The 24,415-nt window shown below is 71.1% G+C and carries 25 protein-coding genes and 1 tRNA gene; 15 read left to right on the plus strand and 11 right to left on the minus strand.

What is annotated here, in order from left to right:
* Nucleotides 1-56 precede the first annotated feature (56 nt).
* From N553_RS0108945 to N553_RS0108970, 6 genes are all read left to right on the plus strand, one after another.
* Nucleotides 57-1,826 carry a serine/threonine-protein kinase gene (locus N553_RS0108945; RefSeq protein ID WP_028046229.1) on the plus strand — a complete coding sequence of 590 codons (1,770 nt, stop codon included), beginning with the start codon at nt 57-59 and terminating at the stop codon, nt 1,824-1,826.
* Nucleotides 1,827-1,972: 146 nt separating this feature from the next.
* Complete coding sequence (locus N553_RS25040) at nt 1,973-2,149, plus strand: hypothetical protein (RefSeq protein ID WP_156043750.1); 177 nt, start codon at nt 1,973-1,975, stop codon at nt 2,147-2,149.
* A complete protein-coding gene (locus N553_RS0108955; protein ID WP_051639937.1) occupies nt 2,146-2,571 on the plus strand; it encodes a hypothetical protein in 426 nt (141 codons plus the stop codon). The genes N553_RS25040 and N553_RS0108955 overlap by 4 nt, the downstream gene beginning before the upstream one ends.
* Before the next feature lie 34 nt (nt 2,572-2,605).
* Entirely contained in the window at nt 2,606-3,118 is a 513-nt protein-coding gene (locus N553_RS0108960) for a hypothetical protein (protein WP_028046231.1), read from the plus strand.
* Between the two features lie 36 nt (nt 3,119-3,154).
* Nucleotides 3,155-4,069: a thioredoxin domain-containing protein gene (locus N553_RS0108965; RefSeq protein WP_028046232.1), complete on the plus strand. Its 915-nt coding sequence runs from the start codon at nt 3,155-3,157 to the stop codon at nt 4,067-4,069.
* An 84-nt stretch (nt 4,070-4,153) separates the two neighbouring features.
* Nucleotides 4,154-4,227, plus strand: a tRNA-Thr gene (locus N553_RS0108970).
* 216 nt (nt 4,228-4,443) lie between these two features.
* Here N553_RS0108970 and N553_RS0108975 read toward each other — a convergent pair.
* The 3 genes from N553_RS0108975 to N553_RS0108985 form a co-directional block, all read right to left on the minus strand.
* Entirely contained in the window at nt 4,444-7,353 is a 2,910-nt protein-coding gene (locus N553_RS0108975; protein WP_028046233.1) for a hypothetical protein, read from the minus strand.
* Nucleotides 7,354-7,458: 105 nt separating this feature from the next.
* A complete protein-coding gene (locus tag N553_RS0108980) occupies nt 7,459-8,079 on the minus strand; it encodes a pentapeptide repeat-containing protein (RefSeq protein ID WP_028046234.1) in 621 nt (206 codons plus the stop codon).
* Nucleotides 8,080-8,122: 43 nt separating this feature from the next.
* Nucleotides 8,123-8,794, minus strand: a complete 672-nt coding sequence (locus tag N553_RS0108985) for a response regulator transcription factor (RefSeq protein WP_028046235.1) — start codon at nt 8,792-8,794, stop codon at nt 8,123-8,125.
* A gap of 110 nt (nt 8,795-8,904) precedes the next feature.
* On the opposite strand from N553_RS0108985, the gene N553_RS0108990 reads away from it, so the two are divergent.
* From N553_RS0108990 to N553_RS0109010, 4 genes are all read left to right on the plus strand, one after another.
* Nucleotides 8,905-10,077 (plus strand): sensor histidine kinase, encoded by a 1,173-nt coding sequence (locus N553_RS0108990; protein WP_028046236.1) that lies wholly within the window; start codon nt 8,905-8,907, stop codon nt 10,075-10,077.
* 211 nt (nt 10,078-10,288) lie between these two features.
* Complete coding sequence (locus N553_RS0108995; RefSeq protein WP_156043751.1) at nt 10,289-10,705, plus strand: hypothetical protein; 417 nt, start codon at nt 10,289-10,291, stop codon at nt 10,703-10,705.
* A 19-nt stretch (nt 10,706-10,724) separates the two neighbouring features.
* A complete protein-coding gene (locus N553_RS0109000; RefSeq protein ID WP_197029961.1) occupies nt 10,725-11,303 on the plus strand; it encodes a signal peptidase I in 579 nt (192 codons plus the stop codon).
* Nucleotides 11,300-12,184 carry an RICIN domain-containing protein gene (locus N553_RS0109010; protein WP_081844432.1) on the plus strand — a complete coding sequence of 295 codons (885 nt, stop codon included), beginning with the start codon at nt 11,300-11,302 and terminating at the stop codon, nt 12,182-12,184. The genes N553_RS0109000 and N553_RS0109010 overlap by 4 nt, the downstream gene beginning before the upstream one ends.
* 31 nt (nt 12,185-12,215) lie before the next feature.
* Here N553_RS0109010 and N553_RS0109015 read toward each other — a convergent pair whose 3' ends face one another.
* Complete coding sequence (locus tag N553_RS0109015; protein ID WP_028046241.1) at nt 12,216-13,019, minus strand: SGNH/GDSL hydrolase family protein; 804 nt, start codon at nt 13,017-13,019, stop codon at nt 12,216-12,218.
* 41 nt (nt 13,020-13,060) lie between these two features.
* A complete protein-coding gene (locus N553_RS0109020) occupies nt 13,061-13,738 on the minus strand; it encodes a uracil-DNA glycosylase (RefSeq protein ID WP_028046242.1) in 678 nt (225 codons plus the stop codon).
* Nucleotides 13,739-13,930: 192 nt separating this feature from the next.
* On the opposite strand from N553_RS0109020, the gene N553_RS0109025 reads away from it, so the two are divergent.
* The 5 genes from N553_RS0109025 to groL all read left to right on the plus strand — a co-directional run bounded on the left by N553_RS0109025 (nt 13,931) and on the right by groL (nt 18,749).
* Nucleotides 13,931-14,260 carry a DUF3263 domain-containing protein gene (locus tag N553_RS0109025; protein WP_028046243.1) on the plus strand — a complete coding sequence of 110 codons (330 nt, stop codon included), beginning with the start codon at nt 13,931-13,933 and terminating at the stop codon, nt 14,258-14,260.
* Between the two features lie 130 nt (nt 14,261-14,390).
* Nucleotides 14,391-14,975: a LytR C-terminal domain-containing protein gene (locus tag N553_RS0109030; protein WP_028046244.1), complete on the plus strand. Its 585-nt coding sequence runs from the start codon at nt 14,391-14,393 to the stop codon at nt 14,973-14,975.
* 140 nt (nt 14,976-15,115) lie between these two features.
* Nucleotides 15,116-15,319: a cold-shock protein gene (locus N553_RS0109035; protein ID WP_028046245.1), complete on the plus strand. Its 204-nt coding sequence runs from the start codon at nt 15,116-15,118 to the stop codon at nt 15,317-15,319.
* 73 nt (nt 15,320-15,392) lie between these two features.
* Entirely contained in the window at nt 15,393-16,889 is a 1,497-nt protein-coding gene (locus tag N553_RS0109040; protein ID WP_028046246.1) for an NAD(P)/FAD-dependent oxidoreductase, read from the plus strand.
* Between the two features lie 231 nt (nt 16,890-17,120).
* Complete coding sequence (groL, locus tag N553_RS0109045; RefSeq protein ID WP_028046247.1) at nt 17,121-18,749, plus strand: chaperonin GroEL; 1,629 nt, start codon at nt 17,121-17,123, stop codon at nt 18,747-18,749.
* A gap of 116 nt (nt 18,750-18,865) precedes the next feature.
* Here the strand turns inward: groL and N553_RS0109050 are convergent, their stop codons facing one another.
* The 6 genes from N553_RS0109050 to N553_RS21975 form a co-directional block, all read right to left on the minus strand.
* Nucleotides 18,866-20,092 (minus strand): pyridoxal phosphate-dependent aminotransferase, encoded by a 1,227-nt coding sequence (locus tag N553_RS0109050; protein ID WP_028046248.1) that lies wholly within the window; start codon nt 20,090-20,092, stop codon nt 18,866-18,868.
* Nucleotides 20,093-20,284: 192 nt separating this feature from the next.
* Nucleotides 20,285-20,572 carry a DUF4031 domain-containing protein gene (locus tag N553_RS0109055; RefSeq protein WP_034620898.1) on the minus strand — a complete coding sequence of 96 codons (288 nt, stop codon included), beginning with the start codon at nt 20,570-20,572 and terminating at the stop codon, nt 20,285-20,287.
* 43 nt (nt 20,573-20,615) lie between these two features.
* Nucleotides 20,616-20,906, minus strand: coding sequence for a WXG100 family type VII secretion target (locus N553_RS0109060; protein ID WP_028046250.1), 291 nt, complete (start codon nt 20,904-20,906; stop codon nt 20,616-20,618).
* Between the two features lie 259 nt (nt 20,907-21,165).
* A complete protein-coding gene (locus tag N553_RS21965; protein WP_034621530.1) occupies nt 21,166-21,873 on the minus strand; it encodes a hypothetical protein in 708 nt (235 codons plus the stop codon).
* Between the two features lie 45 nt (nt 21,874-21,918).
* Nucleotides 21,919-23,556, minus strand: a complete 1,638-nt coding sequence (locus tag N553_RS21970) for a HAMP domain-containing sensor histidine kinase (RefSeq protein ID WP_081844434.1) — start codon at nt 23,554-23,556, stop codon at nt 21,919-21,921.
* Nucleotides 23,553-24,311: a response regulator transcription factor gene (locus N553_RS21975; RefSeq protein WP_051639939.1), complete on the minus strand. Its 759-nt coding sequence runs from the start codon at nt 24,309-24,311 to the stop codon at nt 23,553-23,555. Before N553_RS21975 ends, N553_RS21970 begins: the two co-directional genes overlap by 4 nt.
* Nucleotides 24,312-24,415 lie beyond the last annotated feature (104 nt).

Consider the following 24,415-nt stretch of genomic DNA (forward strand, 5'->3'; position numbering starts at 1 on the left):
CCCGGTCGGCAGCGCGTCGCGGTGCCCGCGGCGTGCGCTCGCCGTACCGTGCACGGATGGAGCGGATCGGACTGGCACCGGGTTCGGAGATCGGTGGATACACCGTCGTGGCGCCGCTCGGGCAAGGTGGCATGGGGACCGTGTACCGGGCCGTCGACGGAGCCGGTGACGCAGTCGCCCTGAAGCTGCTGCACACGAACATCGGTACGGATGCCGCTGCGAGGGCGCGTCTGCGTCGTGAGGTCGTGGCACTGCAGAAGCTCCGTCACCCCGGCGTCGCGGCGATCCTCGATGCCGAGGCCGACTCCACCGAGGCGTTCCTGGTGACCCAGCTCATCCACGGCGACAACCTCGAGGAGCACGTCCGCGAGCGGGGGCCGCTGGACGCCGAGGACCTGCTCGATCTCGCCGAAGGGCTGCGCGACACGCTCGTCGCCGTGCACGGTGCGGGCGTCGTCCACCGGGACCTCAAACCGTCCAACGTGCTCGTCACCGACGACGGCCCGGTGCTGATCGACTTCGGCATCGCGCAGGCCACCGGTGACTCGCCGATGACGGCGACGGGTCTGGTCATCGGGACTCCCGGGTACCTGGCCCCCGAGCTGCTCGACGGTGAGGAGCCGAGCGCCGCATCCGACTTCTGGGGCTGGGCCGCCGTGCTCGCGTTCGCGGCCACAGGTCGTCCGCCGTTCGGCACCCGCCCGCTCGAGGCTGTGCTCGCACGGGCACGCTCCGGCGAGGTGGACGTCGACGGTGTCGGGCCGCTGACGGCCGCCGCGCTGAGGAGGGCACTGGCCCCGGACGCCGGGCAGCGGACCAGCCCGGACGACGTCGTCGCGGCTCTGACCCTGGTGGTGGCAGAGGGCGAGCCGGTGCTCGACGACGACGCGACGACCGCAGTCGCCCCGCAGGACGCTGCAGCAACGGCTCTGCTGGGCGTCGAGCCGGCCACCGTCGTCCTTGCCGCCGGTGCTGTGGGTCCTGGTGCTGCGGCGTCCGGAGTCTCGGCCGGCGCCGCGGCGAGCGACGGGCTGACGCGCCCGTTCGACCCTGGTGCGGGTGTCGCGCCGGACGAGCAGGACCTCTACGACGGCGAGGAGCTGGACGACGGCGAGGAGCTGGACGACGGCGAGGAGCTGGACGAGGAAGGCGTCGACTGGATCGAGGAGGACCTCGACGCGTCCGAGGGGGTCGGGCCTGAGGGGTCGGGGTACGTCCGCCCGCCGGCACGGCGTCGCTGGGGGACGCTCCTCGCGTTCGCGGTGCTGATCGGTTCTGCCGGCGCGATCTACCCAGGCATCACCCTGATCGCGTTCCTGGTGATCGTCGTCGCCATCCGGACCATCGGGTCGAGCGTCGAGTCGATGCACGCCCATCGCGAGCGTGTCGGCGTCCGTCGCTCCGACCACGCGCGAGCGGTCGCCACCGGACCGTGGCACCTCGTGCGCTCGCTGCTGGGCCTCCTGCCCTCACTCCTGGTCGCCAGCAGCGTCGTGGTGATCCTGCTGGGCGTCTCGGGATGGCTCATCGGCGAGGGGCACTGGACGATCTCGGGGTCCGCGTCGGGCGAGGAGCCGCAGGGCACCACCGCGACGCTGCTGGTCGCCGCGATCCTGATGGTGGGGGTGTGCCTGATCTGGTGGGGGCCGCTCTCGCGCATGACCCGACTCGGTGCCCGCCGGGTGCTCGCCGTCGTCGCGCCGGGGCGCAAGGGTGCTCTCATCGCGATCGCGGTCCTGCTCGGCGTCTCGGCGATCTTCGTCACACTGATCCTCACAGGCTCCGACATCGTCTGGGCGCCGCTCCCGGCGCCGACCCTGCCCTGAGCCCGGATTCACGCCGATCCCGGGCCCCGGCGGCCTCGCTGACGTCCGACCCGTCGAAGTCTCGCGATGCGGGACCGCCCTGGCGTCCGGGCGGCTCACCCCTTTGGGTGAGTGCCTGACCGGGTGGCTGGCGGACGGGAACATGGGTGACGCAGCAGGAGCATGGTGGTGAGCAGGTCGTCGAGGGTCGCCGCAGCAACGGCGACGTGGTCCGGTTCGACCACCGCACCGGGACGCTCGGAGTGCATCGCGGTGACGTGATCATCGCGTGGTTCCGGCCCGACGAGGGGTACGAGTTCTTCGTGCGCGAGGTTGCCAAGTGATCGCACCGCCGGGAGCGTTCGACACGGAGTTCACCGCGTACGTGCGCAGCCGGGGCCTGTGGCGCGACGACACCGCCGGGGCACTGCTCGAGCGGTGGTCCAGCTTCGTCGAGGAGTGCGAGCACGGGTACCGGGAGGACGAGTTCGCCTACGCCAACGAGGTGATGTCCCGCACCACGCTGGAGGCGGCGATGCGGGCCCCGTCCCTGGCGCGCTTCCCCGAGACGGCGGTGCTGCGCGGGCAGGTCGCGGCGATCGACGCGCGGTTCAGGAGGCTGCTCGTCGAGGACGCGCACCGCGGCATCGACGTGGAGGAGTGGTGGCTCCGCGGCGTCGTCCGGTACGCCGGGCACCGGCTCGCCCGGGAGTGGAAGCAGTCGTTCGGCTTCGACGTCGAGGTGGTCCGCCGCTCGCGCGCCTGACGGTTCCTCAGGCGCTGGCCCTACGCTGTGCGGCATGACGGCTCAGGGACGCGCGCTCGACGCGTTCCCGCGTGCACGCCGGTCGGTTCTTCCGCTGGCCGCCCTGGGCGTGCTCTCGCTGTTCACCGCCACCGTCGCAGCCCAGGGGCGGGTGGTCCTGCACGACTGCGTGAGCCCCGGTGGCACGTTCGGTGCGCTCGGCCTGCGGCTCGCGGTGCTGCAGGACGTCACAGACTGCCCCGAGGGCTCGTACGGGCTCGGCGGGGTGTCACGGGGCGCGGTCCTGCTGCTCAGCGTCGCGCTGCCGGTGCTCGTCGGGTACGCGCTCCTCACCGCGGGCGGCGTGGGTGTGTCGGCACTGCTCGTGAGAGCGGTGCTGCAGGCGCGGGCGATTCTGGTTGCCGTCCTGCCGCAGCTCATGACGGACGCGTCGCCGGTGCCCGGCGGCCTCCGGGCGACCGTCCCCGCCGGACGGCCGCCCGTGCCGCGAACTCGGGTGATGGTCGGGTGCATCGCGCGGCGGGGGCCTCCGCCTGCCGCCGCCTGACCTCCCCGAACCCCATCCACAGCACTGGAGTGCACCATGCCCACGAACGAACCACGTCCCACCAAGGCGGTCCGGCGCGACGAAGCCCGTGCCAAGGCAGCGCAGATGCGCAAGGAGCAGGAGCGCAAGGCCAAGCGCACCCGCTTGATCGGCATCGCGGTCCTCGTCCTCGCCGTTCTCGCGCTCGGCTTCATCGTCTGGAAGATCGTCACGGAGCAGAACGCGAACGAGAGCGCCAACTCCGAGGTCGTCTACGGCGGCACCGCCGCGGACGTGATCCCTCCCGCGCTCGCCGACGTCAGCGCGCCCGCACCCGCAGCCGACAACGGCGGCATCCCGGTGAGCGGGAACGGTGCCGACGCGGTCGGTGACGTCGGCGACGGCGACGTCGTCCTCACGATCTACTTCGACTTCATGTGCCCGGTCTGCGGCACGTTCGAGCAGATCAACGGCGAGGACCTCGACACCCTGCTGGCGGACGGCGGCACGACGATCGAGTACCACCCGATCTCGTTCCTCGACTCCAAGTCGTCCGGCACGAGCTACTCGACCCGGGCCGCGAACGCCACGGCGATCGTGGCCGACAAGGACCCCGAGCACTTCGCCGAGTTCGTGAGCGCGATGTACGTGGACCAGCCCGCCGAGGGTTCGGCCGGCCGGACGGACGCGGAGATCGCCAAGATCGCGACGGACGTCGGCGTGCCGCAGGACGTGGCCGACTCGTTCACGGACACCGTGAGCGGCACCTTCGAGACCGGCTCGGCCGACGACCCGACCTCGAACGAGGGCACGTGGCGGACCTTCGCACCGTGGGTCACGGCCGCGACCGCCCAGATGCAGACCGACATCGGTGAGATCGGGACGCCGACCGTCCTGATCGACGGGAAGAAGTTCACGAACTGGCAGACGCCTGGCGCGCTGCTGGACGCGGTCAACGCCGCGAAGTCCTGACCTGACGGGAACGTGGGCGCGCCTCCCGCGGGAGAGGCGCCCACGTTCGTCCAGGGGCCCGGGCTGGGTATCCTTGGGCCGCCCGCCTCCTTAGCTCAGCTGGCCAGAGCACCTGTCTTGTAAACAGGGGGTCACCGGTTCGAATCCGGTAGGGGGCTCCGTACGGCGAAGGGCCCTTCGGGGCCCTTTCGTCGTCAGTGCGGCGTCCTCCCTGGGGCGACGGCCTGCGCACGCGCTTCGCGGACGCCACGAGGCGGACGCCACGAGGCGGACGCCACGAGCAGGCCACCGTTCGCCGGTCGACCGCCGTGGCCGACGGCCTCGACGCCGTGACGTGGTGCAGGCCGAGGCGGTGACCGCCCGTCCCCTCCCGGTCAGGCCTTGCGGTGCTCGGGGTCGAGCAGGTCGACGAGCTCCTGGAGCTGCTCCCGATACTGCGGCACCCGCGGGTAGTCGTAGTGGGTCTCGACCGAGAAGAGGTAGGAGATCGGGTTCTCCTCAGCCGCGACGCGGTCGATGGGCGACTCGGAGTAGTTGTCGACCGGGAAGCCGATGAAGTCCGTCCGCCGCCACAGGCTGCGCCAGCGCGGGTTCTCCTCACCGGTGGCGGTCAGCGCACCGGCGATCGTCAGGGGGCCTCGGTGAGCGGGCGCCAGCTGGGGCGTCTTGCCCGCCTTGTACGCCCAGGGGTCGATGAACCACGGTCGGCTGGCCCTGGCCCCTTGGGTGCCCAGGACGTCAGGGCCGAACAGCTCCGGGAAGAACCGCCCGAAGTAGGCCCGAAGCTGGGTGCCGTAGGTGATCAGGGCGATGCGTGGGTCGGTGGGCCCTTTGCCGCCGACGGCGTCCCACCGCGCCAGCAGGGCGCCGACAGCAAGCACGCCGCCGAGGCTGTGGGCCGACAGGACGACCCGCCGGTGCGGCGTGACCGTGGGGCGGACGGTCTCGTCCTCGACGTCGAGAGCGTTGAGCCAGCTGTCCATGCGGGAGCGCAGCTCGGGGACTGCGCGCTCGGCGTAGCACGGCGGAGCGAACGGGTGAGCGGCTCGGGGCAGGAAGCACATGAGGTCCCAGAGCAGGCCCCACGGGCGCGTCAACGACCGCTTCGAACCCGCGAGCACGACGCTGGCGACGATCAGGGCTGCCGCGAGCCCGATCGCAGGACCGGACCACTGCTCGACAGTGCCCCACACGCTCCGGGTGACGCCTTCGAGCCGGATTTCGCTGCGCAGGGCTCGTAGCGCCAGTGTCGCGGCGAGCTCGAGGACGAAGACGACGGCCAGGACGCCGACGATCCGCTCGGCGCGGTGGGCGAGGGCCGCGGTGTGCCGGGCAGGCTGGATCTTGAGGTCGACCGAATTCTCGGCGAAGGGAACGTCGGGGATCGTCTTGTGAGCCAGGAAAGCCGCGTGCACCAGCAGCACGACGACGAAGACGATGAAGGCGGTCAGGCCGAGCACGGAGATGACCTGGAAGTCCTTCAGCGCAGGTGAGGGGTCGAGCGTGACCGGGTCCGTCAGGTGGACCTGGACAGGCCTGCGCAGAGCGTCCGCGGCGTCGAGCGTGGCCTGCTGGGTGCTGTCGATCGCCACGTTCTCGGGCGCACCCGGCTTGTTGAGCCAGGCGCTGACCAGCGCGACGGTCGCGGCGCTGAGAACCATCGCGATGCCCGCCGCCAGGCTCAGGAACACGAAGGGCGCGCGTCCCATCCAGCCTTCCGCTCTGCGGTTTGCCTGCTTGCGGTTCTTGTACAAGGACCGGCCGACCAGTGCGGCGAGCGCTATAGAACCCACCACCCACATGGCCGGCGCGAACGTCGTGCCCTGCCACCAGATCGCGAGCACCGTGGCAAGTCCGGCGACCGCGGTGAGCGGGCCCCAGTAGAGCGCGGGCAGGTGTCCACGCAGCCCGATCGCACACAGGCTCAGCAGGAAGAGGATGCCCACGAGCACCGTCGGGACGGCATCGAGACCGACGATGGCGATCGACGGGTCGTCGAGGGTCGGCCGGACCGGGACGGTGTGGGTGCCCACCACCGCCAGCTCGCAGAGGGCGAACACCACGACGGAGGCGATCAGCAGGAGGGCGTCGCGCCAGCGACGGACGTTGCTGTCTGTGTCCTCCGGATGATCGCGGACGCCGGCGGGGTCGATCCGCACCACGGCGACCCGTATACCCACGACGACGAGCAGGACTGCCGCGGCGACGACGAGAGCGGCCCAGGTCTTCGGGTCGCCCGAGATCGGGGTCGAGTCGCCTCCGATCGACCTCCAGGCGCTCGGGCTCAGACAACCGTTCGCGCCGAAGCCGGGACCCTTCCAGCACGCCGACGTCCCGTAGAAGAGGTAGTGCCAGGCGAGCACCAGGCTGAGCAGCGCAAAGGCGGCAGCCAGGTGGCTCAGCCACAGGACGCTGGACCGCTTCGAGTGCGACCAGAAGCCGTGGCGTGCCAGGACCGGCCAGCTCAGCCCGTAGGGCTTCTCGGTGTCGCCGTTCGAGCTGCCGTTGGCGGCGGTCACGGAGCGACGACGTTCGTACTTCACGTTGCCCGTCGACCCGACCGCCCCGAGGGTCGCGACACCGAGCGCGACGACCAGGGAGAGAACGGCGGCCCGCGACCCGGGGGTCCAGCGCGCCCAGGAGTCGATCGCGGACGGCAGCGCTGAGCACACCTGGACGTACCGGACGGGCGTGCCGTCGACAGCGGCAGGTACGGGGATGTAGCACTGTGCGGCGACGAACCACAGCGTGACCGTCGCGGCGGTGGCCACCCAGAGCAACGTGAGGGTCAGCCCGAACAGGCGGACCAGGGCGCCGGCGCCTGATCCTCGGCGGGTCCCCAGCGGTTCCTTGAGGTCGGCGGTCCAGTACGCCACGTTGGCGAGACCGAACGGGATGATGACCACCCAGAGGGCGCGGATGACGCCGGCGATCGTGCCGCTGACTGCGCCGAACCCGGGGACGACCGAGAGCCGCGACATCGCACCCCAGGAGTACGCCTCCCGCCGAACGCACGGGTGAACCCTTCGGTGGTCGTCCTTCGGGTACGTCTCGGTCGCGGCAGCGGCCGCCGCCGTCGGCACCCAGAAGCTGCCGAGCTCGTCGCCGTCCACCTGCTCGACCTGGCCGGCGGTGAGGCCGAGCATCACGGCGGGAGCGGTGTTGTTGATCCCGTGGATGCGCAGCTCGAGCACGTGCGGTGCGATCGGCGCAGCTGGCTCGGGCTCCGGCTCGGGCTCAGGCTCCGGCGGTGTCGTGGTCTGGCGGCGTCTGCGCAGTCCCATGGTCCGGCCCCCTGGCGGACCGTCCGTGCGGTCCTGCCGGACGACGCTATAGGCCCCAGCCCGCGTGCGGAATGTCCGGAATGCCCATTTCACCCGCCATCGCGGCTACTCGGTGCGCAGGTCCAGGCCCATCGCCTCGATGATCACGACAGCCTGCTCGAGAGTGATGATGGCGCGGTCGAGGTTCACTGTCGCGGGGTCGATCCCCCCGAGCTGGCTCCCACGCAGGTCGCACCCGGACAGGTCGGACCGGTGCAGCCAGGCTGACGTGAGGTCGCAGTCCCGCAGCGTGCCGCCCGGTGCACGCACACCGGTGAGGTCGGCCTCGCGCAACGTGACGCCGGTGAACGTCGCGGAGTGCAGGTCTGCCCCGGGCAGGCCGACGAAGGACCAGTTGCCGCCCTCGACCTTCGTGATGTCGAACGTGCAGCCGTCGAACATCGAGCCGATCAGCTTGCACCGCTCGAACCTCGCGTCGAAGAACGTCGACCGCGAGAACGTGCAGCTGACGAAGGCGGCGTCGGTGTGCACGGAGGCGTTGAACTTCGCGTGCCGGAAGGTGCACTCCTCGAAGACCGCGCCGGACCCGAAGGCCTCCGTGAGATCGAGGTCGACGAACTCGACCCGCGAGAACGTCTGGCCCGTGAGGTCACGTGCGTACCAGTCCTCGCCGCGGACGGTGCTGGTGGTCAGAGGTGCGGGTTCGCCGCCCCGGCGTTCGGCCATGCCACGATCATGGCCCACCCGGCCTGGTCGCGAGCGGCCCGGTTCAGCCGGTGGGGCCGGTCTGCTCCAGCAGGCGCAGCGCGGCACTCACCCGAGGGTTCCGCTGGGGGTCGCTGTCGATGCCCAGCGTCGCGTACATGCCGTTCACGTGGTTCTGTACAGACTTCTCGGTGATGCCCAATCGGTCGCCGATGCCTGCGTTGCTCAGGCCCGCGGCGAGCAGACGCAGCACCTCGTACTGGCGGTCCGTCAGTCGGGCCACCGCAGACCCCGCCCGAGGCGTCATCCGCGCCAGCAGCGCAGGGTCCAGCACCGTCTTGCCGACGGCTGCCGCCCTCACGGCACCGATGAGCACCTCCTCGCTGGTGGAGGAGTTCTTCGACAGGTAGCACCACCCTGCCGCGACGTCGGGTGGAAGGTCGAGCAGCAGGTCCATGGCGTCGTGCGCGGACAGCAGCAGCACCCCGAGCTCCGGCATCCGCCGACGCAGCGTCACGCCCAGAGCGATGCCGTTCCCGTCGGGCAGGTCGATGTCCAGGATCACCACGTCGACGAGCCCCGGGCGGATCATCCGCGCTGCGTCGGTCGCCGTGCCGGTCGCGACCACGACATCCAGCCCCAGGCTAGAAGCGAGCGTGTGCTCGAGCATCGACCGGAACAGCGGTTGGTCCTCGACGACGGCGACGCGGATCGGTTGGTGGCTGGGTGTGATCATCGGCACCAGTATCGTCGGGAATCGGGTTCCGTGGAGTTCCACGCGCCCCACTCACCCGGACGTGTCGGTTGTCGCCGCAGCCGCCCCACCGGCGGGGACAGGAGCGCGCGATGACGATGACGCCGACCGACTCGGCGGCCGCCGTCGCAGCGCGCCACCGCGACAGCGGGCGGGACCGGACCACTCTGCTTCGTGCCACCGCCGGGGTCGCGCTCGGCTACGGCATCGGCGCAGCGCTGCAGGCGACCTACGTCTACTCCGTCTACGTCACCGAGTGGGCGGTGGCACCCTTCTGGAGCCGGATCGCGGCGAACGTTGCGGCGGTCGCCGCTCTCGTCGGTTGTCTCGCCCTGATCCAGGCGCACCGCGCACGGACGCTCGCCTGGATGCTCGGTGCCGTCCTCCTCGCCGCGACCGTGGGAGCGTCGACGCGGTACGGGGCGCAGGTGGTCCTGGGCATCTACGACCAGCCGCAGGGCTCGGTGCGTGACGCGGAGCTGCTCAGCGGCCTGCTCATGGGCACGATCTCCGGGTTGATCGGCATGTGGGCCATGGTCTCGCGGCGCGCGATGCGCGAGCGGATCCGTGCGGCGACCCGCGACGCCGTGCACATCGAGGTCGCGGTCAAGGCGCTCGAGCAGGAGGAGATCAGGGTGCGTCGGGCGGTGGCCGAGGGCCTGCACGGCACGCTGCAGTCGAAGCTCGTGCTCGTCGACGCGCGTCTCGCCTCCTTGCTCTCGCGTCGTGGCGAGGAGGCCCTGGACGAGGAGAGTCGTACCAGCGTGGAGTGGATCCGCGCAGAGCTCGACGCGGCCCGGGAGATCGACGTGCGCGAGATGAGCCGGTTGCTGTACCCGGACCGCCTCGAGCTCGGGCTCGTGCCGGCGTTGCGTGGCCTGCTGGGCAGGATCCCGGCGAGCGTCGCGACCCAGCTCGTGGTCAGCGACGCCGTGCGGGCGCTCGACGACCCCGCGAGCGGGTCTCTCACGGTGAGCGAGCGGCTGCTCGCCGTACGCGTGGTCGAGGAGGGCATCACCAACGCCCTCAAGCACGGGCCGCCCGGGTCCGTGCGGGTGGTGCTGGATGTGTCCGACCGGTTGCTGCACGTGGGTGTCGAGAACGACGGCGAGCTGTACGACCCTGCGTCCGCGGGTGATCCGTCGGGAACCGCCCGGCTCGGCACCCGGCTGTCGCTCGTCGGCGGGCGCCTGGAGCTGAGCCCCGGAAGTGATAAAGGCGCCCACCTCGACGCGTGGTTGCCGCTCGGAAATGGGCCACTCTAAGAATTCCTGAATGCCTTTCGTCGCATTCACCCGAAATGCACAGGGTGAAAGAATCGGGCATCTCTGGCCCCCGAGGTGCTGCCACCCAGGGCCGAACGAGTGAAGTTGCCGAAGACACCTACGTTCACGAAACAGCCGTTCATCGGTCGTCTCTGAGCGGGTGTCGGCGTCGTCGACTCCCGGCCGCGTCCCTCGTCAGGAGTTCACCACCATGGCTTCCTCCACGTCCAAGAAGTCTCGCAAGGGCCTCGCCATCGGCCTGGCCATCCTCGGTCTCGCCGGGCTGTCGCTCGCCTCGGCGTCCGCGCTGAACCTCGCAGGTACCCCGCAGCTTCAGGCGGGCGTCAAGGATGTCGCGGGCTGCCAGACGACGGACATCGCCGTCGCCTTCACGGCCCCCCAGATCGTCAGTGGCGCGTACACCTCGACCAGCGTCACGCTGACCAAGTTCGATGGCCCGTGCTTCACCGCCGGCGCTCAGTACCAGGTCGCCTTCCTGGACTCGAACGGCGCGAAGGTGCAGGAGACGATCGCGACGACCGTTCCCAACAACGCCGCCGCGACCGTCAACCTGACGACCGCCACGGCTGCGAACATCGCCAAGGTCGCCGTCACCATCTACAAGTGACCGAGCTCTAGGACCAGCGGTGACCGAGACGGCCCAACACGCCGCACCTGACGCCCCAGCGGGGCGACGGGTGCGGCGTGCCGCCGTCACGGTCGTGTTCTGGTCCCTGGTCGTCGGGGCGGCGGTGCTCTTGTGGCCCGCGAGACTCGGCGGCTGCACGCAGATGATCGTCGTCACGGGCGACTCCATGGAGCCCACCTACTCCACCGGCGACCTCGTCGTCGCGCGGTGCGGCACGCCAGAGGTCGGTGACGTCGCCGTGTACCGGCCCGAGGGCCTGCGCGGGCACATCATCCACCGCCTGGTCGGGGGCGACGGGGCCGACGGGTGGCAGGTCAAGGGCGACAACAACTCCTGGGTCGACCCGTTCACGCCGACGGACGCCGACGTCGTCGGCATCGCGCAGTTCCACGTCCCCCGGGTCGGGCTGGCCACCACGGTGCTCGAGTCGCCCATCGTCTGGGCCTCGCTGCTCCTGATCGCGCTCGCGATGTTCCTCTGGCCGCGCGACGAGGACGAGGAGTCGTCCGAGGATGACGATGCCGAGCCGACCGGCCGGAGCGTCGAGCTCACCGAGGACCCGGAGGCCCGCCCGTGAGAACCCCCGGGACGAGCGCGCGGGTCGCGGGGCTGTGCCTGGTCATCGCCATGCTCATGGTGGCGCTCGTCGGCGGGTCGGCGGCAAGTGCCTCGAAGCTGACGCTCAGCTCGGCGCTCAGACCGTCCAGCACGAGCGTGAGCCGCTGCACCGGGCAGGCCGTCGCCGTCACGACACCCGTGACGTCGAACGCGACGAACCAGCTGCTCGTCACGAACCTCGACGCGACCAGGTGCGCCGGCAAGACCGTCACCGTCGCCGTGTACGACCCGGCCGTGACCACGTGGGCGGCCGCCCAGAAGGCGTCGAGCACGGCGAACCTCGCCACGGCGGCGCAGACGTTCACCTCGACCTCGAGCGTTACCCCCAACGCGACGCTCAAGGCCTACGTGACGATCGACGGGTGGCCGGTCACCGCGACGTTCACGTCGGTGGTCACGCGGCTCACGCAGCTCACCGACCGCAACGGCAAGTGCCTCGACGTGCGGAACCGGACCTGGGCCGCCGGCAACGTCGTGCAGATCTACACCTGCAACAAGACGCCGGCGCAGAAGTGGTCGCTCATGGCCAACGGCACGCTGCGCGCGAACGACTTCTGCCTCCAGGTGCCGAGCGCCACGAACGGCGTGGGCCTCGTGATCGCGACGTGCACCACGGCGGCGAACCAGCGGTGGACGGTCGACGCGACGCGCACGGTGAACCCGTACGTGCAGCTCGTCTCGGCTCTGACGTGGACGCCGAACCAGACCCAGGGCGGCTGCCTCACCGTGCCGAACGGGACCACGACGGACACGACGCAGCTGGTCGTCGAGACGTGCGGGAACCGGAACCAGAACCAGTACTGGCAGTTCACCGACTGGACGTGGGCCGACGCGCCGTAGGCCCCGAGGGCCTGGGTCGACGAGAGCGACCTCAGTCCAGAGGGCTCAGCTGAGGTCGCTTGGGAGTCAGCAGGTCTCCGCTCGAGCGTCCGCGCAGACGTCGCGTGGCCCACGGGTAGACGTGCACCCGAACCCAGGCGGCGTCCTGCCGGGCGCGCATCAGGCGGGGCGTCGGGGGCAGTGCGGTCAGAGGGTCGTCCCACGCGGCGTCGTCGGGCTCGAGACCGAGTCCGACGAGTGCCGCCTGGGCGACCCGGGCGTGGCCCTCGCTGGTGAGGTGGATGCGGTCCTCGGACCACATCCGTCCGTCGGTGAGCGAGCGCATGCCCCAGACGTCCAGCACGTACGCACCGTGCCGCCTGGCCATCGACCAGATGAGGGAGTTGTAGATGCCGACACGGTTGCGTGTAGCGCTGAACAGCGCGCTGCCGTACGCGTCGTAGCCGGTTCCCAGCAGCACGTCGATCCCGGCCGCCCGCAGGCGCACGACCCGGGCCTCGAGGTTGCGTGCCATGCGGTCGATGTCCGACGTCGGTCGCAGGATGTCGTTCCCGCCCCCGATCAGGCTCACCAGGTCCGGCTTCATCGACAGCGCGACGGGCACCTGGTCCACGAGGATCGACCGGAGCAGCTTCCCGCGGATCGCGAGGTTCGCGTACTGGAGCGTCGGCTCACCGGCGGCCTTGCGACGTTCGGAGAGGTGCGACGCCAGCAGGTCGGCCCATCCCCGCTGGGGGGCCTCGACGCCGTCCGGGGCGTCCCAGAGGCCCTCCGTGAAGGAGTCGCCGATGGCGACGTAGCGGGACCAGCGGGGTACGGGGGAGTGCTCAGTCACGACGCCAGTCTGCCCGTCGACCACCGTGCTCGGGCAACCCGTCAGGTGAGCGACCAGTCGACCGGCTCGCCACCCTGCGCCGTCAGCAGCGCGTTCACCCGGGAGAACGGTCGTGAGCCGAAGAACCCCCGGCTGGCGGACAACGGGCTCGGGTGGACGCTCTCGACGGTCGGGACCGAGCCGAGCGCCGGCTTGAGCGACTGGGCGTCCCGGCCCCACAGGAGCGCGACGAGCGGGCCGCCGCGGTCGACGAGCGCGGCGATCGCGCAGTCGGTGACCCGTTCCCAGCCCTTGCCCCGGTGCGAGGCGGAGCTTCCCGGGCTCACCGTCAGCACCCGGTTCAGCAGCATGACTCCCTGGTCGGCCCACGGGCTCAGGTCGCCGTTGACGGGCGGGGCGACGCCGACGTCGGCGATCAGCTCACGGAAGATGTTGTTCAGCGACCGCGGCAGCGGGCGCACGTCCGGCTGCACCGAGAACGACAGTCCCATGGGGTGGCCGGGTGTCGGGTAGGGGTCCTGGCCGACGACGAGGACCCGTACCTCGGCCAACGGCCGCTGGAACGCCCGCAGGACGTCTGCACCGGCCGGGAGGTAGCCCCGCCCGGCGGCCAGCTCGTCGCGCAGGAACCGCCCCACGGCTCGGATCTCGGGCTCCACCGGAGCCAGGGCGGCCGCCCAGTCGGGTGCCATGAGCTGGTCGAGGGGTGCTGCGTCCACGCCGCGAGAATAGGTGGCCGGCCCGCGGACGACGAGGTTCGTGCGGATCGCCGGGTGAGGTCCTGCCGTGTCGTCGCGGGACGCGCGGGCAGGAATGACACGCATGTCATTACGTCCTACGATGACGAGGTCGGTCGGCACGCCTCGACCGCGAACCGAATCCCGAGCACGACCCGCACCTGAGGAGGACGCATGGACGCCGCGACGATCTCTCTCGACTCGCAGCCGTCGTTGTCGTCCGTCCCGGCGGAACAGGCGGACCGGAGCCACGGTCAGCTGTCGGAGCGCGACGAGCAGGTCCTCGCGTTCGAGCGGCAGTGGTGGAAGTACGCGGGCGCCAAGGAGCAGGCCGTCCGCGAGCTGTTCGACATGTCGGCCACGCGGTACTACCAGGTGCTCAACGCGCTGATCGACGACCCGGCCGCGCTCGCGCACGACCCGATGCTGATCAAGCGGCTGCGCCGCATGCGCTCTTCGCGCCAACGTGCTCGCACGAGCGCCCGCCGCGTCGGCGACGCCTGACCTCCGTCGACGCCTCCAGGCCGCCGGGAGTGGTCGCGCCGTCGATCCTGCCGCTCACGCCACGTGACGTGCGCGACGATGAGGCGCGCTTGGCACCCTGCGCACCGTTCGAGCCGTTAGCCTGTCCGGCGTGACCAAGGCGGACACCCACTACCCCGAGGACGAGTTCGACGTCCCCAATCCCGATGCGGCCCGTGGCGTGCACCGGGCCCCGCGGTCGTTGTGGAGCCGCTGGTGGCCGTTCGTGGCCGTGCTCGTCATCGCTCCGATCGTCGCCTACGGGCTGGTGACGCTGGCCGCCAACCAGGGCGACCTGCCGACCGGCGACAGCTCGCAGGGTGCGGATCCCGCAGCCAGCGACGCCGCCACCGAGCCCGCGGACGGCGCCCCGGCCGACGGTGCCGCGGCCCCGCCCGACGAGCCGGCCGCGCCCCCGGTCAACATGGCCGCACCTGTCGTGGTGCTCAACGCCGCCAAGATCTCCGGCCTCGCGGGCGCCCAGGCGCAGAAGCTCACCCAAGCAGGCTTCACCGCCGTGGCGCCCGGGAACTTCACCGGCACGGCGCCCGCGGACTCCGTGGTGCTCTACGCGACGGAGGACCTCGCGCCCACCGCGCAGCTGGTGGCATCGACGCTCGGCATCCCGACCGTGACGCTCTCGGCGGACGCGGGCACGGGAATCTCGGTGGTCCTGGCGAGCGATCCGTCCGCCTGACGGCCCGAGTCACCGCTGGTCATGCGTGTGTCACCCGTCGTTCGACAGCCCTGGTCGGGGTGCGACCGCCGCTACTAGGCTCTGGGCACCGGGCGCCGGCGGAGCGCCCGGAACAGCCGAGCTGCGTCGAGGAGCACCGGATGGCTCAAGGCACTGTGAAGTGGTTCAACGCGGAGAAGGGCTACGGCTTCATCACGCCCGCGAGCGGAGGGCCGGACCTGTTCGTGCATTTCAGCGCGATTCTCATCGACGGCTACAGGTCCCTCGACGAGGGCCAGGACGTCGAGTTCGAGGTCGGTCAGGGCACCAAGGGCCCGCAGGCCGAGCAGGTCCGAGCGCTCTGAGCCTGCCTTCGTCCGACGACGGGCCGTCCACCTCCGGGTGGGCGGCCCGTCGTCGCGTCGGGGGACACCGGTCGTGACCGAGGTCGACGCGGTCGTCGTCGGCTCGGGCCCGAACGGGCTCGCGGCCGCCGTGACGCTCGCGCGTGCGGGTCTTTCGGTGCAGGTGCTCGAGGCGCAGGCCGTCGCGGGCGGCGGCGCACGGACGCTCGAGCTGGGGCTCGCTGACGGGGTGGTGCACGACATCTGCTCGGCGGTCCACCCGATGGCCGTCGCGTCCCCGTTCCTGCGCGAGTTCGACCTCCCTGCCCGTGGCGTCGAGCTCCTGCAGCCCGAGGTGGCCTACGCCAACCCTCTGGACGGCGGGCGCGCCGCTCTGGCCTACCGGTCGCTCGACCGCACGGCCTCGGCCCTCGGCGTGGACGGGTCCGCCTGGCGTCAGCTCCTCAGACCGCTGGTCGACGACCCCGACGGCGTCGTCGCTGTGGCGCTCGGGGACCATCGGCGGGTCCCGCGGCAGCTCGGCACGGCGGCCGCCTTCGGTGTGCGGCTCGCGGAGCAGGGCACCTTCGCCTGGGCTGCGCGGTTCCGCGACCAGGAGGCGGCGGCGTTGCTCACCGGTGTCGGAGCCCATGCGATCACGCGCCTGCCCTCCCTGAGCGCCGCGGGCACGGCGTTGCTGCTGGCGTCGTTGGCGCACGCCGGTGGCTGGCCGGTCCCGCGTGGGGGCAGCGGCGCGATCGTCGGGGCGCTGCTGGCCGACGTGCAGATGCACGGCGGCACGGTCGTCACCGGGACGCGGGTGGACAGGGCCGAGGACCTGCCGCCCGCCCGCGCGTACCTGTTCGACACGTCACCGCGCACGGCGGTCCGCGTGCTGGGGCAGCGTCTGGCCGGCCGGGTCGCACGCGGGCTGGTGGCTTTCCCGCGTGGCCGTGGCGCTGCCGCGAAGGTGGACCTGGTCCTGTCCGGCCCGGTGCCGTGGGCGCATCCCGAGGTCGCCCTCGCGGGAACCGTGCACCTGGGGGGGAGCCGGGTGCAGACTGCCGCCGCCGAGGCCGCCGTCGCGTCGGGCGGGCATGCCGAGCGTCCGACCGTCCTCGTCAGCGATCCCGGCGTCGTCGACCCGTCGCGCGTCACGCCGGCCGGGTTGCGGCCGTTCTGGGCGTACGCGCACGTCCCGGCGGGTTCGACCCTCGATGTGACGGAAGCCGTGCTCGCCCAGGTCGAGCGGTTCGCGCCCGGGTTCCGTGACCTCGTCGTGGCGTCGCGCTGCATCCCGGCGGCACGCCTGGCCGAGCACGACGCCAACCTCGTCGGCGGGGACATCTCGGGTGGTGGGGCGTCGATGTACCGGATGCTCGCGCGACCCCGGCTCGCGTGGGACCCGTACGTCCTCGTCCCGCCGCGCGGTGGGTCGCGTGCCACAGGCGCTGCCGGTGCATGGCTGTGCTCGTCGTCGACACCTCCGGGCCCGGGGGTGCACGGACTGCCCGGCTGGTACGCCGCTCGCCGGGCGCTGCGAGACGGCTTCGGCCTGCCCTCGGACCCGTCGCTCGCCCCCTGGGACTGACCGCTGGGGAACGGGTGACACGCGCCATTCGGTGCCGCTGTGGGTGAACGCTGCTTGCACTCTCGGGGGTCGAGTGCTAACCATTGGACTTAGCACTCTCCGGTGGAGAGTGACAGAACCACCACGGCCGTCCGGTGAGGGCCGTCGCACGCGGGACAAGACCGCAGGCGGCGTGCTCGTCCGTCGCGGGCACCTTCGGCCGACCAGCAACCAGTGAAGGATCACAGCCCCATGGCCAAGATCATTGCCTTCAACGAGGAGGCCCGCCGCGGCATCGAGCGGGGACTCAACATCCTCGCCGACACCGTCAAGGTCACCCTCGGCCCGAAGGGCCGCAACGTCGTCCTGGACAAGAAGTGGGGCGCCCCCACGATCACCAACGACGGCGTCTCCATCGCCAAGGAGATCGACCTCGAGGACCCCTTCGAGAAGATCGGTGCCGAGCTCGTCAAGGAGGTCGCCAAGAAGACGGACGACGTCGCTGGCGACGGCACCACCACCGCCACCGTGCTCGCCCAGGCGCTCGTGCGTGAGGGCCTGCGCAACGTCGCGGCCGGCGCCAACCCGATCGCCCTGAAGAAGGGCATCGAGAAGGCCGTCGAGGCCGTCACCGCTGCTCTGCTCGCGCAGGCCAAGGACGTCGAGACGAAGGAGGAGATCGCTGCCACGGCCGCCATCTCCGCCGGCGACCAGGCGATCGGCGACCTGATCGCCGAGGCGCTCGACAAGGTCGGCAAGGAAGGCGTCATCACCGTCGAGGAGTCCAGCGCGCTGGGCCTCGAGCTCGAGCTCACCGAGGGCATGCGCTTCGACAAGGGCTTCTTGTCGGCGTACTTCGTGACCGACCCCGAGCGTCAGGAGGCCGTCCTCGAGGATGGCTACGTCCTGCTCGTCGAGGGCAAGATCTCGAACGTCAAGGACCTGCTGCCGCTGCTGGAGAAGGTCATCCAGTCCGGCAAGCCGCTGTTCATCGTCGCCGAGGACGTCGAGGGCGAGGCCCTGGCCACGCTCGTCGTCAACAAGATCCGTGGCACGTTCAAGTCGGTCGCCGTCAAGGCCCCCGGCTTCGGCGACCGCCGCAAGGCGATCCTCCAGGACATCGCCATCCTCACGGGTGGTCAGGTCGTCTCGGAGACCGTCGGTCTCAAGCTCGACACGGTGGGCCTCGAGGTCCTCGGTACGGCGCGCAAGATCGTCGTCACCAAGGACGAGACCACGGTCGTCGAGGGTGGCGGCGACGCTGCTCAGATCACGGGCCGCGTCACGCAGATCCGTGCCGAGATCGAGAACTCCGACTCGGACTACGACCGCGAGAAGCTGCAGGAGCGCCTGGCCAAGCTGGCCGGTGGCGTTGCTGTCATCAAGGCAGGCGCGGCCACCGAGGTCGAGCTCAAGGAGCGCAAGCACCGCATCGAGGACGCCGTTCGCAACGCGAAGGCAGCCGTCGAGGAGGGCATCGTCGCCGGTGGTGGCGTCGCGCTGATCCAGGCCGGCAAGACCGCGTTCGAGGGCCTCAAGCTCGAGGGCGACGAGGCGACCGGTGCTGCGATCGTCAAGCTCGCCATCGAGGCTCCGCTCAAGCAGATCGCGATCAACGCCGGTCTCGAGGGTGGCGTCGTCGCCGAGAAGGTGCGTAACCTCCCCGTCGGTCACGGCCTGAACGCCGCGACCAACACGTACGAGGACCTGCTCGCCGCGGGCGTCAACGACCCGGTGAAGGTCACGCGCTCCGCCCTGCAGAACGCGGCGTCCATCGCCGCGCTGTTCCTCACCACCGAGGCCGTCGTGGCCGACAAGCCGGAGAAGGCCGCCCCGGCCGGCCCCGGCGGTGGCGGGGACGACTTCGGCGGCGGGTTCTGATCCGCTGAAGCACCTCTGAACGACACCAGGACGGGTCGGTCGCCTTCGGGTGACCGGCCCGTCTTGTGTTCCTCTGGTCCGACGTCCGACGTCCGACGTCCGACGCCCGACGCGGTCTACTGCCGGTAGCTGGCCAGGAAGTTGCCCATGCGCTCGACGGCCTCCGCCAGCACACGGGCCTCGGGGAGCGTGACGATGCGCAGGTGGTCGGGCGTGGGCCAGTTGAAGCCCGTGCCCTGCACGAGCAGGATGTGCTCGCTCACCAGCAGGTCGTACACGAGCAACGAGTCGTCGTGGATGTCGTGCACCTCGGGGTCGAGCCGCGGGAACAGGTACAGCGCTCCGGCAGGACGGACGCACGAGACGCCGGGGATCGAGGTCAGTCCCTTGTACGCGACGTCGCGCTGCTCGTGCAGACGTCCGCCGGGGGCGATCAGGGCGTCGATGCTCTGCACCCCGCCGAGAGCCGCCTGCACCGCGTGCTGTGCCGGGACGTTCGGGCACAGGCGCGTGGACGCGAGCAGGGTGATGCCCTCCAGGAAGCCCTTGGCGTGGTCGCGTGGCCCGGTGACCACCATCCAGCCCGAGCGGTAGCCCGCGACCCGGTACGTCTTGGACAGGCCGTTGAACGTCAGGCAGAGCAGGTCGGGGGCCACGGAGGCCATCGGGATGTGCAACGCGTCGTCGAACAGGATGCGGTCGTAGATCTCGTCGGACAGCACGAGCAGGCTGTGCTTGCGAGCGATCGCCGCGATGCCCTCGAGCACCTCGCGCGAGTACACGGCGCCCGTGGGGTTGTTCGGGTTGATGACGACGATCGCCTTGGTGCGCGGTGAGACGAGTGACTCGATGTGCTCGAGGTCGGGTTCCCACCCGGACTCCTCGTCGCACCGGTAGTGCACCGGATGGCCGTCCGACAGCGAGGTCATGGCCGTCCACAGCGGGTAGTCCGGCGACGGGATGAGCACCTCGTCGCCCTCGTCGAGAAGCGCCTGCATGACCATCGTGATGAGCTCGGAGACGCCGTTGCCCAGGTAGACGTCGTCGACGTCGATCAGGGGGAAGCCTGGCTCGGTCTCGTACCGGGTCACCACGGCGCGGCGTGCGCTGAGGATGCCGCGGGAGTCGGTGTACCCATGTGCGTGCGGGATGGCGGCGATGACGTCCCTCACGATCTGGTGCGGAGCCTCGAACCCGAACGCTGCCGGGTTGCCCGTGTGCAGCTTGAGCACGGTGTGGCCCTCCGCCTCGAGCCGGGCGGCCTCGTCGAGGGCGGAGCCGCGGATCTCGTACAGGACGTTGCGGAGCTTGGACGACTGGTCGAGCTTGCGCAGAGGGGGCACAGATCGAGCGTAGTGCGCGACCTTCGAGCGCCCAGAACGGGGCACGCGTGCGCGCCCCGTTCCCCACGGTCTCGTCCCGAGGACAACGACTGGTCCACCCGTTCGGGTGCGACGGACACGCCCGCGGCCGGCGGCTGGGATGCTCCTTCGCCGCCGGCCAGTGGGCCTCGGGCTGTACCTGCGGGCAGGGGGTCAGCCGTCGAGGTGGTGCCCGCGGTCGCGTGCGGGGACGCGAAGCCCTGAGGCGCGCAGCCGGCGGATCAGCTCCTTGGCACTGACCAGCTCGGCGCCCAGGTCGACGAGCTCGTCGATGCGCCGGTCCGGGACGTCGTAGTGGTCGTGGTCGAACCCTCGTGCGGGGATGCCCGCCCGGGACGCGAACGCGTGCAGCTCCTCCAGCGACGAGTCGCTCACGAGGTGCCCCCAGAGCATGCCGTGGTTCGGCCACATCGGCGGGTCGACGAGTATCACGTGAGCCATGTTCCCCGTCGGGAGCGCCAGACGCGTCCGGGACGCGCGATCGTCACGCGGTGAACAAGCGGCTCGCCTGGGTCTCCGCGTCGGCGTAGGCGCGTGCCGCCGTGTGCATCGCCGCGACGATCTGGTCCAGAGACGTCTCGAGCCGCGCCTCGGTGGTGGACCAGTCGGCGAGCACCCCGGAGAACGCCGTGGCTGCGGCACCACGCCATGACCCCTGGAGCTCGGCCAGCTGGCGGTGCATGGCCGCGACCTCCGACCTGATCGTCGCTGCGCGCGACTGGACACTCGCAGCCGCCTGGGACACCTGCGCGCTGTCGACCTCGAACCTGGTCACGGGACCTCCGTCGTCGTGGGGCCTCCTCCTGCGCCGGGGATCGGCGAGGACGGTGGGCCCGTCGACGACGACGCTACGAACTCCGGCGCGCCTGTGGGGCGGTGCGGCCGAGGTCGGTGAGCGTGCGCCCGGGACAGGGGCTGAGGTCGCATCGAGACCGCGGGCCGGTCCGGTCGGCAGCGCCCCTCATCTCGTCGAACGTGGAGAGGACGACGTGGACGGAAGAGCCGCCGCAGGGCGAAGGGGCGGAGCGGTCGGCTCAGGCGTCCGCCGACGCCTCGATGCTCTTCAGCTCCTTCTCCAGCCGCTGCAGCTCACCCGACAGGTTCTGCCGCGCAGGCTCCTCCCAGGCGGCACCGAGCGGGCTGACGAACAGCGACGGCCGGGCGAGGAGCTTGTGCAGGATGCGGACCCGCGCTCGCAGGTAGTCCTCGATCGGGAGGTGCGCGTACTCGGCGCGCACGTCCTGCAGGTACGACTTGTACTTCTGCGGCTCCGCGGCGAGCATCGCGAGGTCCGCGTCGCACAGCACGGCGCAGTCGAAGTCGGCGGGGTTGGGAGCGTGCCGGACCAGGGCGACCACGAGGTCGTGCACCCTCTCGGCGCGGGCCGCCGGGACGCCGAGCGCCAGCAGCTCGGCGCGGGCCAGGCCGGCAGAGGCGATCTCGTCCTCGCCGCCGCGGTTGGCGTACGCCTTGCGGTCAGCGGCGTCGAAGATCGCGCCGTGGTACCAGGCCGCGAGCCGGACGACGTCGGGCTCGTGGGTCTCCTCGACGAGCTGGTCGACGCGGATCAGCACGTCGACGAGGTGCTTCAGGTTGTGGAACGACCGGCCGGGGGACCCCCAGCGGTCGACGAGCGCTTGTCCCGCGTCACGGATCTGCTCGGTGGACGCGGTCGCGCCGACCGAGACGACGCTGCGTACATACGCGGACAACAGCCACTGCGGTGCGTCATGGACGCCCATGTAGTCCAGCCTCACGCCGACGGTAGGAACCCGCCATGGTAGCCCTCAGACCTGTGCCTCGCGGCCCGAACCGGGCTCCTCCTGGACAGATGACTGACTCGCCTGGCCGACCCGTGGCTCGACCGACGGCGACGGAGGTGTCTCGGGCGCTGACGAGGGCGGCGGCTTGGGGAGGGTGACCCTCACGGTGGTCCCGCCGCCCGGGGTCTGCTCCAGGGTGACCGTGCCATGGTGGGCGTTGACGATGGCGGCGACGATCGCCATGCCCAGACCCGCGCCGCCGGAGTCCCGACCGCGCGAGGCATCTACCCGGTAGAACCGCTCGAACACGCGCGCGGCGTGCTCGGGGTCGATTCCCGGCCCGTGGTCGCGCACCTCGATCACGCCCGCGTCGGCCACGTGCCCGACGGCGATCTCGACGGCCGTTCCTGGTGGGGTGTGGGTCACCGCGTTGCCGACGAGGTTGGCGAGCACCTGGCGCAGCCGCGACTCCTCCCCGAGCACCTCGCAGACGCCGCCGGGCTCCCCGGCTCGGAGGGGCTCGAGCCGCACGGGCCGCGACGGGTCGAGGGCGTGCAGGTCGCTCACGGCATCGGCCGCGAGGACGGTCAGGTCGACCGGCATCAGGCGCATCGGGCGACCGTCGTCCATCCGGGCAAGGGCCAGCAGATCCTCGACGAGCGCACCCATCCGGGTGGCCGACGACTCGATCCTGCGCATGGTGTCGTCGACCTGCTCGGTCGTCGTCAGGGCGCCCATCCGGTAGAGCTCGCCGTACCCGCGGACCGTGGCCAGCGGGGTGCGCAGCTCGTGCGACGCGTCGGCGACGAACCGCCGCATGCGTGCCTCGGACGCGGTCTGGACGCCGAACGCGCGCTCGATCTGGGTGAGCATCCCGTTGAGAGCAGCGCTCAGGCGGCCGACCTCGGTGTGCTCGGAGGCGGCCGGCACGCGCTGCGACAGGTCGCCCGCGGCGATGGCCGCCGCGGTGGTCTCGATCTCGCGCAAGGGCCGCAGCGACCGGCGGACCGCCCAGGTGCCGGCGACCGCGCCGAGCAGCACGATGCCGAGTCCCGAGAGCAGGAGGACCAGGCTCATGTGCCGGACGGTGCTCTCGATGTCGCCGAGCGGGAGCGCGACGACCACCGACCCGGCCACCGAGCCGTCGCCGGTGTACACGGGGTAGGCGACGACGCGCCAGGGTGAGTCGTGCTGCGTCGAGCTCACGGTGTACGGCTCGCCGGACCTCACCTCCGCCTGCGCACCGGTCAGGTCGGGGACCTGCGGGATGCCGTACTCGGTGGCCGCGGAGCGCGAGATGTTCTCGCCGTTGAGATTCTGGACATCGTCGAGCTGGACCCGGACGTAGTAGTCGGTGGGCGCCATGTCGCTCCCGAACCCACGGCTCAGGGCCGCGACGGTGCTCTGGGCCAGAGCCTCGCCACCGCTGCGGAGCTTGCTGTCCACCTGACCGACGAGCGTGCCCTCCAGCAGCGCCGCACTCGTGGCGCCCGCGAGGACGAGGCCGACCGCGAGCAGCACGGTGACGATGCCGACGAGCCGCGAGACGAGGGTCGTGGCCGCCCACCGTTCCCGCAGCGCGCCGAAGCGGCGGACGCGAGGTGCGGGCGTGGCCTCGGGCGGACCGTCGGTGGGCTGCTCGACCACGACGTCAGCCGTCACGGCGACTCGCGCAGCAGGTACCCGACGCCGCGCTTGGTGTGGATGAGCGGACGCAGACGGGTGCCGTCGGGCCCGTCGACCTGGTCGATCTTGCGACGCAGGTACGAGATGTAGGACTCGACGATGTTCGCGTCGCCACCCCAGTCGTACTGCCAGACGTGGTCGAGGATCTGCGACTTCGACAGCACGCGGCCAGGGTTGAGCATGAGGTAGCGCAGCAGCTTGAACTCGGTGGGCGACAGGTCGATCAGGGTCCCGCTGCGCAGCACCTCGTGCGAGTCCTCGTCGAGCTCCAGGTCGGCGTACCGCAGCACGCTGCTGTCGTCGTCGAGCTCGGGCCTGGTCCGACGAAGGACGGCGCGGATGCGCGCGACCACCTCTTCGAGGCTGAACGGCTTGGTCACGTAGTCGTCCCCGCCGACCGTCAGGCCCTGGACCTTGTCCGCGGTGTCGTCGCGCGCCGTGAGGAACAGCACGGGCACGTGCTGACCCTTCTCACGCAGACGCCGGGTCACGGTGAACCCGTCCATGTCCGGGAGCATCACGTCGAGCACGACCAGGTCCGGCTCGACCTCGCGCGCGAGCCGCAGCGCTGCGGCTCCGTCCGCGGCGGCGTGGACCTCGAACCCGGCGAACCGGAGCGAGGTTGCCAGGAGCTCCCGGATGTTCGGTTCGTCGTCGACGACGAGGAGACGTGCCTCGGGGGGAACCTGGCCGGCGGCGTGAGCCGCGGAGTTCGGGGAGTCAGCACGCATGTGCCGAGTCTGGCCCTGGACCCTGGGAGTTGTCTGGATGTAGACAGAGTGTTCGTGCGGTGATCGAGCGGCACAGATCCGCGGGACGGACATGGACGAATGTC

Source organism: Cellulomonas sp. URHE0023, from assembly GCF_000688475.1.
In the GTDB taxonomy this organism is placed as follows: domain Bacteria; phylum Actinomycetota; class Actinomycetes; order Actinomycetales; family Cellulomonadaceae; genus Cellulomonas.